Consider the following 12,825-nt stretch of genomic DNA (forward strand, 5'->3'; position numbering starts at 1 on the left):
GATTATTATACTAAGCCGTTTCACTGTCTACCTTGGCTATCTTTCCTTGTTCGATATATACCATTAAAATACTGATATCTGCGGGATTCACACCACTAATGCGACTAGCCTGAGCAATTGTTTCTGGTTGAATCTTTTGTAGTTTTTGTTTGGCTTCTGTAGCTAGACCATTGATTGCTTCATAGTCGATTCGCTTTGGAATACGTTTTTCTTCCATTCGTTTTAATTTTTCTACTTTCTCCATTGCCTTTTTTATATAGCCTTCATACTTAATTTGAATTTCTACTTGTTCCACTTCTTTTTCTGTCAATTCTTCATTGATAGGAATGAATTGCAACAATTCTTGATAAGATATCTCTGGTCGCTTTAAAAAGTCACTTGCTAAAACGCCATCCTTCAATTCTGCACTATTTTTAGCCCGCAGAAAGCTTTGAACTTCTTCATGTGGTTTTATACGAATCGTTTGCAAACGAGCCATTTCCGCTGCGATATGAGCCTTTTTGATCAAATAGGTTTGATAGTCTTCCTCTTCTACTAATCCAATCTTATATCCAATATCTGTCAAACGTAAATCCGCATTATCATGACGTAATATCAAGCGATATTCTGCTCTTGATGTCAATAACCGATAAGGTTCATTAGTCCCTTTAGTCACCAAATCATCAATCATAACACCAATATAACCATCACTACGTTTCATGATGAATGGTTCTTTGCCTTGAATCTTTAGCGCTGCATTGATTCCAGCCATCAAACCTTGTCCTGCCGCCTCTTCGTAACCGCTAGTTCCATTCGTTTGTCCAGCTGTATAAAGATTTTCAATGACTTTTGTTTCAAGCGTAGGACGCAATTGATGAGGAGCCACCATATCGTATTCGATCGCATAACCTGTTCGCATCATTTCAGCATTTTCCAAGCCTTCAATTGAATGCAAAACATCATTTTGTACATCCTCTGGCAGCGATGTTGATAATCCCTGTACGTAGACTTCCTCTGTGTGTCGGCCTTCTGGTTCTAGGAACAATTGATGACGCTCTTTGTCAGCAAATCGTACGATTTTATCTTCAATCGACGGACAATAGCGTGCCCCTACTCCATCAACGATACCAGTGAACATCGGGGCCCGATGTAAATTATTTTGAATAATCTCGTGACTTTTTGGATTCGTATACGTTAACCAACAAGGAATTTGTTCTTTCAAGTACTGACTATCCGGTGTTTGATAGCTAAAATGATTTGCTTTTTCGTCACCAGGCTGAATTTCAGTTTTACTATAATCAATAGAACCTGACTTCACTCGCGGTGGTGTACCAGTTTTGAAACGATGGATTTCTAATCCTAGTTCTTGTAAATGATCAGCTAACTTGATTGACGGCTGTGAGTTATTAGGACCTGATGAATATTTTAGTTCACCGATAATAATCTCACCACGTAATGCTGTTCCAGCAGTGATAATCACTGCTTTAGCTGAATAAACAGCCCCTGTCGAGGTCACGACACCTTTACATATCCCCTCTTCAACAACTAACTGATCAACAACGCCTTGTTTCAGCGTTAAATTTTCTTCTCGTTCAATCGTATGTTTCATTTCTTCTGCGTAAGCATGTTTGTCTGCCTGCGCCCGTAAGGCTCTTACCGCAGGTCCCTTACCAGTATTAAGCATCCGCATTTGAATATATGTTTTATCAATATTTCGTCCCATTTCACCGCCAAGCGCATCAATTTCTCGCACAACAACGCCTTTAGCAGGCCCTCCAATAGACGGATTACATGGCATAAATGCCACCATGTCTAAATTAATTGTAATTAATAAAGTTTTTTGACCCATACGTGCTGTTGCTAAGGCTGCCTCAGAACCAGCATGCCCTGCCCCAACGACGATTACATCATAACTTCCTGCTTGATATTCCATGTAGCAACTCCTTCTTTATTTCCCTAAACAAAATTGGCTAAATAATTGTGTAATTAATTCATCTTGTACACTATCGCCAACAATTTCACCTAGATAATCCCAACAACGAGTCATATCTATTTGAACCAGATCCACTGGCATACCAGACAAGATCCCATTGCGAACTTCATCCAATGATTGTACAGCTTTTTCGAGCAATGCGATGTGACGAGTATTTGATACATAAGTTGCATCTTTTTCGCCTGTTTGACCTCCAAAGAAAAGCTTGGCAATCACTTCTTCTAATTGATCTAATCCAGCCTTTTCCAAAACGGAAATGGAAAAGACTTCATCATCGCTCAAATGCACAAAGAGCTCTGGTTGTGATAGCTTGTTTGGTAAATCCGTTTTATTCAATAATATGATTCGTTTTAGACCTTGCGTTGCTTTTAATAATTCTTTATCTTCTGCGGTCAAGGATTCACTTTGATTCAAAACCAATAAGATTAAATCTGCTTCGCTTAACGCTTTACGACTGCGTTCCACGCCAATCCGTTCTACTATATCATCAGTCTCTCTAATTCCTGCTGTATCAATCAATTTCAACGGTACACCACGAACATTAACATATTCTTCTATGACATCACGTGTCGTCCCAGCAATCTCTGTCACAATTGCTTTTTCTTCATGTAAAAGATAATTCAATAGGCTTGATTTCCCTACATTAGGACGACCGATAATTGCTGTACTTAACCCTTCACGCAATATTTTTCCTTGTTTTGCATTCAATAACAGTGCATCAATTTGCTGACCTACTTGTTGCGCCTTTTCTAATAATAATTGTGTAGTCAACTCCTCTACATCGTCGTATTCTGGGTAGTCAATATTCACTTCTACTTGTGCCAATGTTTCTAAAATTTCCTGTCGCAACTGGCGAATTAGATGGGATAAGTTACCATCTAATTGATTGATTGCGACGCTCATTGCCCGATCCGTTTTTGCTCGAATCAAATCCATTACAGCTTCTGCTTGAGATAAGTCTACTCGACCATTTAGAAAGGCTCTTTTAGTAAATTCTCCTGGTTCGGCTAAACGCGCTCCTGAACGTAAAATGAGCTGCAATAATTGATTAACAACTACAATCCCACCATGACAATTAATTTCGACGATATCTTCACGCGTAAATGTCTTCGGTGCTCGCATCACACTAATCATCACTTCGTCGACCACTTGTTGATCAGCTGGATCAATGATATGACCGTAATGAATCGTATGTGAAGGCACATCCATCAAACTTTTCTTCCCACTATGAAATACTTTGTCCGCAATTGCTACGGCCTGATCACCGCTCAGTCGTACAATGCTTATCGCACCCTCACCTGGCGGAGTTGAAATAGCTGCAATCGTATCAAACTCTAAGGTAATCTCTGCCAATTTATTCCCTCCCATTAATTAAGAACATAAAAAAAGTGCCTACTCCACCCCTTGATAAAGGAGTAGATTGAGCACTTTGACTGCTTTTTTCTACAAAATTCTGGTGTAAGATTAGCATATTTTTTTTGACAATTCAAGCATACCTGCTAAAATGGCGTCATTTTCTCAAATTTTGATAAAGAAATAGCTGTACCCATTAGCTCGGTACAGCATTCAAATTCTAGTTTAAAAATATTTTTTTGCTGGTTCAACGACCAAATAGCGATATGGATCTTCACCTTCAGAATGAGTCTTAATGTATTCGTCTTTGCTCAACGCTGAATGAATCATTTTCCGTTCAAATGCTGGCATTGGTTCCAAAAAGACTGGTCGTCCTGTTTCTTTTACCTTCTCTGCAGTTCGCTGTGCCAAACGCGTTAAAACTTCTTCACGTTTTTGTCGATAATTGCCAACATTCACAACTACTGATAATTTTTCCTTTGCTACACGGTGCAGAAAAACCTGCGACAAATACTGCAAAGCATTTAATATTTTTCCGTGTTTACCAATCAACATACCTTGCTTACTAGTTTCTAAATTCATAATAATTAGACCACTAGTCTCATGTTGAATCTTAACTAAAGCCGGTACTCCCATGTCGTTAGTAATGTTAGTTAAGTACAATGCCAATTCTTTAGTCGCTTCTTCTTCATCTAATTCATTTAGCTGACTAGTTGAACGGATCGAGAAATCCTCTTTTAGTACTTTCTCTTCAGATTCAGACTCATTAGAAGGAGCACGTTCGTCTAATTTTTTTTCTGCTGAATCCTCAGGAGTTACAGATTTTTCAGCCTTAATCGGTTCAATTGAGACACGGGCGTCCTTTTTCCCCATTCCTAAGAAACCTCTTTTAGCATCGGTCAAAATTTCAATATCAACAACTTCTTTCTTCAATCCTAAAGCTTGCAAACCCTTAGAGATTGCTTCATCAATTGTTGGTCCTTCATAAACAGGCATTTTCTAAACCTCCTTATTATAATTAATGTAAAGTATTTATCTTATGAAAATGAAACACTAGTCGCTTTATTTTTTACGTTTTTTCTTTGGATGCTTAGCCTTTTCCAACGCTCGTTCTCTTGCACGAATTTGTCGGGCAGCTTCTTCTCTTTCTCTACGAATCTTAAATGGGTTATTAATTAATAATGTTTGAACTACTTGGAAAGCATTGGAAACAACCCAATATAAAGATAATCCGCTTGCTAAGTTCAATGCCATGACAAAAATCATAACTGGCATTGCAAAATTCATGATTTTTAATGAAGCATTGGACTCAAGTTGACTCATACTTGACAAATAACTACTTGCAAAAGTAAAGACTGCCGCAAGAATCGGTAAAATGAAATAAGGATCGGATTGACTTAAGTTCAACCATAAAAAATGACCTGATCGTAACTCTGGAATTCGTAAAATTGCTTGATACAAAGCCATCATAACAGGCATTTGAACTAGAAGCGGCAAACATCCTGCGTAAGGGCTCACATTATTTTCTGCATATAATTTTTTAGTTTCCTCTTGCAGCTTTTGTTGTGTCTCTTGGTCACGAGAGCTATATTTTTCTTGCAATGCTTTGATTTTCGGTTGCAATTCTTGCGTTTTACGCATACTTTTTGTTTGAAAATGCATCAACGGCATTAAAATAATTCGGATGATAATAGTAAATAGAATAATTCCAATCCCGACATTGCTAAAAGCTAGTCCTTTGATGGCCTGACCAAAGTAATAAACCACGTAACGATCCCATACACCAGTACTGTGTGCACTCACTTCTCCTGTTCCACAGGCCGATAATATGAAAACTAGGCTCAATAAACCTGTCATCAATAATATTTTTTTATATTTTTTCACCTAAATCTGTTTCCTTCCTAACTTAATATTTTAGCTAATTTTAAAACATGTATAAGATTTGAACGCATTTCATCATGAGACAAGCCTTTGGTAGTTGGTCGCGCAATAACGATAAAGTCTATTGGTGGTAATTCAAATTTTAACTCTTGTAAAAGCGCACGAATTTGCCGTTTTACTTGATTCCGTTCAACTGCATTTCCAACCTTCTTACCGACTGACAAGCCTACTCGAAAATGTTCTTGACCAGAAGGCTCTAGACGATATACTACAAACTTTCGATTAGCAAAAGAAATACCTTCTTGAAACACTTTTTGAAAATCTCGTTCTTTTTTTACCCGATATTTTTTTTTCATCTAGTTTCCTTCGTTTCTTTTAAATCTATACCTGACAATAATACCATACTTCAAAATAAGGAATCATCCTTATTTGTCAGAAAAATTCATTAAGAATCTCATTTTAGGTACAAAAAAAACCACTGACCGGCAGTGGCTTAAGCAGCAAGTACTTTTCTTCCTTTACGACGACGGCTTGCTAATACGCGACGGCCGTTTTTAGTGCTCATGCGTTTACGAAATCCATGAACTTTTTGACGTTTACGTTTATTTGGTTGATAAGTTCTTTTCATTAAATTACACCTCCATAGCTAACATTACATAGACATACCCGAATATTATAACGACTCTTCCCCTACTTTGTCAATAATGAAATTAGGAAGACAATCTAAATTTACCTAATTTCTGAAACCAAACAACTAAATGTTTTACCACTCAAGAATTATAGACGTACTTTTTATCCACAAAATCTGGGGATAATTTTGATTTATCTGTGCATAACATTTTTGTGGAAAAAGTTTGTATAGAATTTCTAAATGTTTTTTCCCCAATTCTTTTGCCTTTTGATAACTTGTCCACATGGTGGATAAGTTATGTGTATAACTGTTTTTCGCTTTTATATACCAAGGCTTCTCTTTTTCTTTATTTGTGTATTTCCCCGTGGAAAAAAGGAAATTTCCACATTTTTTCTAAAAGCTGTGTATATGTTTTTACATGGTTGTCAGTTCTTTTTTGTATTTTTATACATTCTGTGGAAAACAAGAAAGTTTGTCCTATTTCATCTCCGGCTGTGGAAAACTTTTAAAAAAAATGATAAAGTAAGTCTATCTGAATTTTATTAACATAGGAGGCGACTTATTTGACCTCATTGGACAATTTCTGGCAGGAATTGAAGGACAGCTATAAAAATGACCTTAATCCTGCTAGTTACGATGCCTGGGTAGGCACTGCCAAACCTTTAGCCTTAACAAATAATCAACTAACAATTGAAGTTACAAGCGATTTACATAAGCGCTATTGGGAAAAACATCTAGCCGCGAAAATCGTCGAAATCGGTTTTAAAGTGACAGGAGACGAAATAATGCCCGTTTTTGTTACTCCAGACGAAGCACCTCCCGTCAGTATCGTTGAAAAAGAAGAAACGCCAAAATTAGATACAACCAAACGTGCAATGCTCAATCCTAAATATACATTTGATACTTTTGTAATTGGTAAGGGGAATCAAATGGCACACGCTGCTGCGTTGGTTGTCGCGGAAGAACCTGGATCTATTTATAATCCACTTTTTTTCTACGGTGGAGTTGGTTTAGGGAAAACACATTTGATGCACGCAATCGGACATCAAATGTTAGCGATAAATCCTAAAGCAAAAGTAAAATATGTTTCAAGCGAGACTTTTGCTAATGATTTTATCAATTCGATTAAGAACAAAACATCGGAGGAGTTTCGACAAGAATATCGTAAGGTGGACTTGTTGTTAGTAGATGATATTCAATTTTTTGCAGATAAAGAAGCAACTCAAGAGGAATTTTTCCATACTTTTGAAAACTTATATAATGATAATAAGCAAATCGTACTGACTAGTGATCGACTTCCTAACGAAATCCCTAAATTGCAAGAACGCCTAGTTTCTCGATTCGCTTGGGGATTATCCGTCGATATAACTCCACCAGATTTAGAGACTCGAACAGCAATTTTACGAAAAAAGGCGCAAGCAGAAAATCTTGAGATTCCAGATGACACATTGAGTTATATTGCAGGACAAATTGATTCTAATATTCGTGAGCTCGAAGGGGCTTTGGTACGGGTTCAAGCATTTGCTACAATGAATAGTGCCGATATTACTACCAGTATCGCTGCAGATGCATTAAAAAGTTTAAAAGGAACTAGCAATGCACAGCTTTCTATCAGCAAAATCCAATATGAAGTCGCAAAATTCTACCATATCCAAGTAAAAGATTTGAAAGGGAAGAAGCGAGTTAAAACAATCGTTGTTCCACGCCAAATCGCTATGTATTTAGCTCGTGAAATGACAGAAAGCTCCTTACCAAAAATTGGTGCCGAATTTGGTGGGAAAGATCATACAACTGTTATTCACGCACATGAAAAAATCAGCCAGTTAATGAAAAACGATAGTGATATCCAACAAGAAATTGCTGAGATCAAAAATTTACTGCTTGGATAGCTTGTGGAAACATTAACGAAAAGAAGCTTGTTTATCCACACCTTATCCACAAGTGGAAAAACTGCTGTTTCAACGTTTTCTTTTCGTTTTCCACATGATCAACAGGCCCTACTACTTTTATTACTTAATTATCTTAAATAAATAAAATAATACCTGACAGCCTTCTTGAACAAAAAATTTTTTGACTACGTGTTGGATATATACTTAATGATAAGATTGCTTGAAAATAAATAAATTAAATGAAAAAGGAGTTCCATCATGAAATTTACTATTAATCGTGCCCGCTTCATTCAAGAATTACAAACTGTTCAACGTGCTATTTCGACTAAAACAACTATTCCGATTTTAACAGGAGTAAAGATCGAGTTAAGTAACGAAGGTTTGAACTTAACTGGAAGTAATGCCGATATTTCAATTGAGACTTTTTTAGCAGCTGATGACGAAAAAGCAGAGTTACAGATTACTGAATTAGGAACAATTGTTTTGCAAGCGCGTTTCTTTAGTGAAATTATTCGTCGTTTACCAGAAACAACGTTTACATTGGAAGTACAAGAAAACTATCAAGTATTGATTACATCAGGTGCTGCTCATTTTACAGTTAATGGCTTGGATGCAGATAATTATCCACATCTTCCTGTTGTAGAGGAACAAAATCAATTAAAATTACCTGTCCACATGTTGACAAAATTAATTGGTGAGACTGTTTTTTCTGTGTCTCAACATGAAAGTCGCCCTATTTTAACTGGGGTTCACCTGACCATGTCAAATGGCCAGCTACTAGCTGTTGCCACTGATTCGCATCGATTGAGCCAACGAATTGTACCTGTAGAAAATGCTAATAAGGACTTTGATATTGTTATTCCAGGGAAAAGTTTAGTAGAGCTTTCACGATCATTATCTGACGAGGAAGCAGAAGTTGAAATAAGTATCATGGAAAATCAAGTTTTATTCAAAACGCCAACGATGTATTTCTATTCTCGCTTACTGGAAGGGAATTATCCAGATACCAATCGTTTAATTCCAACGAGCTTCAACACGGAAATTACTTTCTCTGTACCTACATTTTTAGCTGCAATCGAACGTGCTTCATTGCTTTCACATGAAGGACGCAACAACATTGTTCGTCTAGCAATTGCAGATAACTCTGTTATTCTTTATGGAAATTCACCAGAAATTGGTAAAGTGGAAGAAGAGCTAGTTTATGAAAAGGTCAGCGGTGATCCGTTAGAGATTTCATTCAATCCTGATTATATGAAGGATGCTTTGCGTGCTTTTGGCGATATGAGTATCAAGATTCAATTTATTTCAGCAATTCGTCCATTTACTTTAGAACCAAGCGAAGGGGACGTTTCCTTTATTCAATTGATTACACCAGTACGGACAAACTAAAAAAATTAGTGAGTTTCACAGATTTTTTGAAAAAAATGAAAAGATTGTGTAAAAAACTCAATTCCGGTAAAAGGTCTTAAAATCGATTTTAAGACCTTTTACTTTTTTTTGAGTGAATTAATTAAAAATGCTTAGATCTTCTTAAAACGAAAAATACAACGAGTTCATTTGTTTTATCGATAAAAAAAGGGTATAATGAAGAGGTGTTTCTAGCATGAAAATGAGGGATGAATGTGAAACAAAAAATTTTTTTAGAAACAGATTTCATGACACTTGGTCAGTTATTGAAAGAAATCAATTTAATTTCTAGCGGAGGACAAGCCAAGTGGTTTCTAGCGGAGGAAACAGTATTTGTAGATGGTGAATTGGAAAATCGCCGTGGCCGAAAGCTCTATCCAGGAATGATGATCGATATTCCTGAGGTAGGAACTTTTTTTATGGTCAAAAATAAGGAAGAACAAGATGCGGCTGAATAAGCTTGAGCTAAGGAACTATAGAAATTATCGAGAGCTTGTCTTGGAATTTCCTAACCGCTTAAATATTTTTCTAGGAGAGAATGCTCAAGGGAAAACCAATCTTTTGGAAAGTATTTATGTTTTGGCGTTGACCCGAAGTCATCGAACCAGTAGTGAACAAGAACTAATTGGTTGGCAGGATGATTTTGCTCAGATTAGGGGTCGAATCGAACGAGGAACAAGTGAGTTAGAGTTAGAGTTATTATTGACTAAAAAAGGTCGTAAATCTAAAGTCAATCATATCGAGCAAAAAAAATTGAGTAGTTATATAGGTCAATTAAATGTCATTTTATTTGCTCCAGAGGATCTTTCATTAGTGAAGGGCAGCCCGCAAATCAGACGACGGTTCATCGATATGGAATTAGGTCAGATTAATCCTGTCTATCTTTACGATTTGGCCCAGTATCAACAAACATTAAAGCAGCGTAATCTTTACTTGAAGCAATTATCTGAAAAGAAGCAGACTGATGAGATATACCTAGATATTTTGACCGAGCAACTAGTAGATTTTGGCAGCAAAGTTTTAGCCAATCGGTTGAAATTTATCAAAAAACTAGAATATTGGTCCAACGATCTTCATGGTAAGATTACGAACCAGAAAGAAGAATTGACAATTGAATATGATGCCAGTATTTCGCTAGATAGCGAAGAGACTGAAGAAATACGTACAGTTTTTCTAAGTGAGCTGCAGAAAAATCGTAAACGGGAGATATTCAAAGGAAATACATTTTTAGGCCCTCATCGAGACGATTTGATATTTAAAGTGAATCAGCAAAATGTGCAAACCTATGGGTCACAAGGTCAGCAACGTACCACAGCTTTAAGTGTTAAATTAGCTGAAATTGATTTGATGAAAGAAGAAACAGGAGAATATCCGATTTTACTATTAGATGACGTTATGAGTGAGCTCGATGACAGTCGCCAGATCCATTTATTGGAGACAATCGAAAACAAAGTACAGACGTTTTTGACGACGACAACATTGAATCATGTTAAAGGAAAAATGACGGTTCATCCGGATATTTTTTATGTCCATCAAGGACAGATAGAAAGGAAAGAAGCGTAGATGACAGAAGAGGAAAAGAGTTTACTAGAACGTGCTCAAGAGTACGATGCCAGTCAGATTCAGGTGCTAGAAGGGCTAGAAGCCGTCCGGAAACGGCCAGGGATGTATATCGGTTCCACCAGTACAGAGGGCTTGCACCATCTTGTATGGGAAATCGTGGACAACTCTATTGATGAGGCTCTAGCAGGCTTTGCATCACATATCCATGTGGTAATCGAAGAGGACAACAGCATCACGGTCAGCGATGATGGTCGTGGGATACCAGTCGACATTCAAGCAAAAACAGGTCGTCCTGCGGTGGAAACCGTTTATACAATCCTACACGCAGGAGGAAAATTCGGTGGTGGCGGATATAAGGTATCTGGAGGGCTTCACGGGGTTGGGGCATCTGTTGTAAACGCATTGTCCGTGAGCTTAGATGTTCGTGTCTTTAAAAATGGTAAAATCTATTTCCAAGAATATCGCCGCGGAGCTGTCGTGGATGATTTGAAAGTGATTGGAGAGACCGAAAAACACGGAACAACGGTCCATTTTATTCCAGATCCTGAGATTTTTACCGAATCTACCGTCTTCAATTTTGATAAATTGGCAACCCGTGTTCGTGAGTTAGCTTTCTTGAATCGTGGACTAAAGATCTCGATTGAAGACAAACGAGAGGAAAAGCCCGTTTTACGTGAGTATTTCTACGAAGGTGGGATCAAAAGTTATGTGGAACACCTGAATCATAACAAAGCGGTTATTTTTGATGAACCTGTCTTTGTAGATGGCGAACAGCAGGATATCACGGTCGAAGTAGCTATGCAGTATACAGATGGTTATCACACCAATATATTGAGTTTTGCTAATAATATCCATACCTATGAAGGCGGTACTCATGAATTTGGGTTTAAGACAGCTTTAACGCGCGTTATTAATGATTATGCTCGTAAGCAAAAAATAATGAAAGATAATGATGAAAATCTTTCCGGTGAAGATGTGCGGGAAGGATTGACGGCAGTAATTTCTATCAAACATCCAGAGCCGCAGTTTGAAGGTCAAACGAAAACAAAACTTGGAAATTCTGAAGTTCGGACAGTTACAGATCGTCTGTTTTCGGAAAATTTTCTAAAGTTTTTGATGGAAAATCCGTCTGTCGGTCGTCGTATCGTTGAAAAAGGAATGCTGGCTGCTAAAGCACGCTTAGCGGCTAAACGTGCTCGGGAAGTGACGCGACGTAAGGGTGCTTTAGAAATCAGTAATTTACCTGGTAAATTAGCCGATTGTTCAAGTAATGATCCAGAGAAATGTGAATTATTCATCGTCGAAGGAGATTCTGCCGGCGGTTCAGCAAAGCAAGGCCGTAGCCGAGAATTCCAAGCGATCTTACCGATCCGTGGAAAAATTTTGAACGTTGAAAAAGCATCGATGGATAAAATTTTAGCGAATGAAGAAATCCGTTCCTTGTTTACGGCTATGGGAACTGGTTTTGGAGCAGACTTTGATGTATCAAAAGCTCGTTACCATAAATTAGTTATCATGACTGATGCCGATGTAGATGGCGCACACATTCGAACATTGCTGCTAACTTTATTCTATCGTTATATGCGTCCAATTGTGGAAGCAGGATATGTTTATATTGCGCAACCACCATTGTATGGAATTAAGCAAGGAAAGAATATTACTTACATTCAACCAGGTAAAAATGCGGAAGAAGAATTAGCGCAAAAAATGTCAGAATTACCCGCGACTCCAAAACCCAACGTACAGCGGTACAAAGGTTTAGGGGAAATGGATGATCATCAATTATGGGAAACGACAATGGATCCAGAAAATCGTCTAATGTTGCGGGTCAGTGTTGATGATGCGATCGAAGCCGATCAAGTCTTTGAGATGCTGATGGGTGATCGAGTGGAACCACGCCGCGCGTTTATTGAAGAAAATGCGCATTACGTTAAGAATTTGGATATTTAAACTAGTAAGAAAGTATAAGTTTTTGCAAGTAGAAAAAGTTTTTGTAGCTGATTTATCGATGTCCGGCTTAACGAGCAAGCTTTTTCGACGATAAGCGAAAATTTTGTTAAGTCTGAGGAACGACTGAATAAAATTTTAGTCTTATCGCTCAAAAGCTGAGCGAGCTCGCAAAGCCTTTC

General features: G+C 37.6%; 11 protein-coding genes. 5 read left to right on the top strand and 6 right to left on the bottom strand.

Going from position 1 to position 12,825, the window contains the following annotated elements; all coding sequences use genetic code 11:
* Positions 1–10: 10 nt before the first annotated feature.
* The 6 genes from mnmG to rpmH all read right to left on the bottom strand — a co-directional run bounded on the left by mnmG (position 11) and on the right by rpmH (position 5,834).
* Positions 11–1,912 (bottom strand): tRNA uridine-5-carboxymethylaminomethyl(34) synthesis enzyme MnmG, encoded by a 1,902-nt coding sequence (gene mnmG / locus JZO85_RS17125; RefSeq protein ID WP_207109736.1) that lies wholly within the window; start codon positions 1,910–1,912, stop codon positions 11–13.
* A 15-nt stretch (positions 1,913–1,927) separates the two neighbouring features.
* On the bottom strand, positions 1,928–3,325 hold the full coding sequence (gene mnmE / locus JZO85_RS17130; protein ID WP_207109737.1) for a tRNA uridine-5-carboxymethylaminomethyl(34) synthesis GTPase MnmE: 1,398 nt from the start codon (positions 3,323–3,325) through the stop codon (positions 1,928–1,930).
* Positions 3,326–3,550: 225 nt separating this feature from the next.
* The gene (gene jag / locus JZO85_RS17135; protein ID WP_207109738.1) at positions 3,551–4,321 is read right to left on the bottom strand and encodes an RNA-binding cell elongation regulator Jag/EloR; all 771 of its coding nucleotides are present in this window, start codon (positions 4,319–4,321) and stop codon (positions 3,551–3,553) included.
* Between the two features lie 66 nt (positions 4,322–4,387).
* Positions 4,388–5,209 carry a membrane protein insertase YidC gene (locus tag JZO85_RS17140; RefSeq protein WP_207109739.1) on the bottom strand — a complete coding sequence of 274 codons (822 nt, stop codon included), beginning with the start codon at positions 5,207–5,209 and terminating at the stop codon, positions 4,388–4,390.
* 17 nt (positions 5,210–5,226) lie between these two features.
* Positions 5,227–5,562, bottom strand: a complete 336-nt coding sequence (gene rnpA / locus JZO85_RS17145) for a ribonuclease P protein component (RefSeq protein ID WP_207109740.1) — start codon at positions 5,560–5,562, stop codon at positions 5,227–5,229.
* A 137-nt stretch (positions 5,563–5,699) separates the two neighbouring features.
* Positions 5,700–5,834: a 50S ribosomal protein L34 gene (rpmH, locus tag JZO85_RS17150; protein ID WP_006703104.1), complete on the bottom strand. Its 135-nt coding sequence runs from the start codon at positions 5,832–5,834 to the stop codon at positions 5,700–5,702.
* Between the two features lie 566 nt (positions 5,835–6,400).
* Between rpmH and dnaA the strand changes: the two genes are divergently transcribed.
* The 5 genes from dnaA to gyrB all read left to right on the top strand — a co-directional run bounded on the left by dnaA (position 6,401) and on the right by gyrB (position 12,646).
* Positions 6,401–7,726, top strand: coding sequence for a chromosomal replication initiator protein DnaA (gene dnaA / locus JZO85_RS17155; protein WP_207109741.1), 1,326 nt, complete (start codon positions 6,401–6,403; stop codon positions 7,724–7,726).
* A gap of 258 nt (positions 7,727–7,984) precedes the next feature.
* Positions 7,985–9,115, top strand: a complete 1,131-nt coding sequence (gene dnaN, locus JZO85_RS17160) for a DNA polymerase III subunit beta (protein ID WP_207109742.1) — start codon at positions 7,985–7,987, stop codon at positions 9,113–9,115.
* A gap of 233 nt (positions 9,116–9,348) precedes the next feature.
* A complete protein-coding gene (yaaA, locus tag JZO85_RS17165; RefSeq protein WP_207109743.1) occupies positions 9,349–9,591 on the top strand; it encodes a S4 domain-containing protein YaaA in 243 nt (80 codons plus the stop codon).
* Positions 9,578–10,696 (top strand): DNA replication/repair protein RecF, encoded by a 1,119-nt coding sequence (gene recF, locus JZO85_RS17170; protein ID WP_207109744.1) that lies wholly within the window; start codon positions 9,578–9,580, stop codon positions 10,694–10,696. Before yaaA ends, recF begins: the two co-directional genes overlap by 14 nt.
* Positions 10,697–12,646, top strand: coding sequence for a DNA topoisomerase (ATP-hydrolyzing) subunit B (gene gyrB / locus JZO85_RS17175; protein ID WP_207109745.1), 1,950 nt, complete (start codon positions 10,697–10,699; stop codon positions 12,644–12,646).
* The last annotated feature ends 179 nt before the right edge of the window (positions 12,647–12,825 follow it).

The sequence above is a fragment of the Candidatus Enterococcus murrayae genome (genome assembly GCF_017315985.1).
In the GTDB taxonomy this organism is placed as follows: Bacteria; Bacillota; Bacilli; order Lactobacillales; family Enterococcaceae; genus Enterococcus_A; species Enterococcus_A murrayae.

Bases quoted from the DNA above. Each gene is read 5' to 3' on its own strand.
- gyrB (WP_207109745.1), top strand. From the start codon at position 10,697: ATGACAGAAGAGGAAAAGAGTTTACTAGAACGTGCTCAAGAGTACGAT.
- jag (WP_207109738.1), bottom strand. From the start codon at position 4,321: ATGCCTGTTTATGAAGGACCAACAATTGATGAAGCAATCTCTAAGGGT.
- rnpA (WP_207109740.1), bottom strand. From the start codon at position 5,562: ATGAAAAAAAAATATCGGGTAAAAAAAGAACGAGATTTTCAAAAAGTG.
- mnmG (WP_207109736.1), bottom strand. From the start codon at position 1,912: ATGGAATATCAAGCAGGAAGTTATGATGTAATCGTCGTTGGGGCAGGG.
- rpmH (WP_006703104.1), bottom strand. From the start codon at position 5,834: ATGAAAAGAACTTATCAACCAAATAAACGTAAACGTCAAAAAGTTCAT.
- dnaN (WP_207109742.1), top strand. From the start codon at position 7,985: ATGAAATTTACTATTAATCGTGCCCGCTTCATTCAAGAATTACAAACT.
- recF (WP_207109744.1), top strand. From the start codon at position 9,578: ATGCGGCTGAATAAGCTTGAGCTAAGGAACTATAGAAATTATCGAGAG.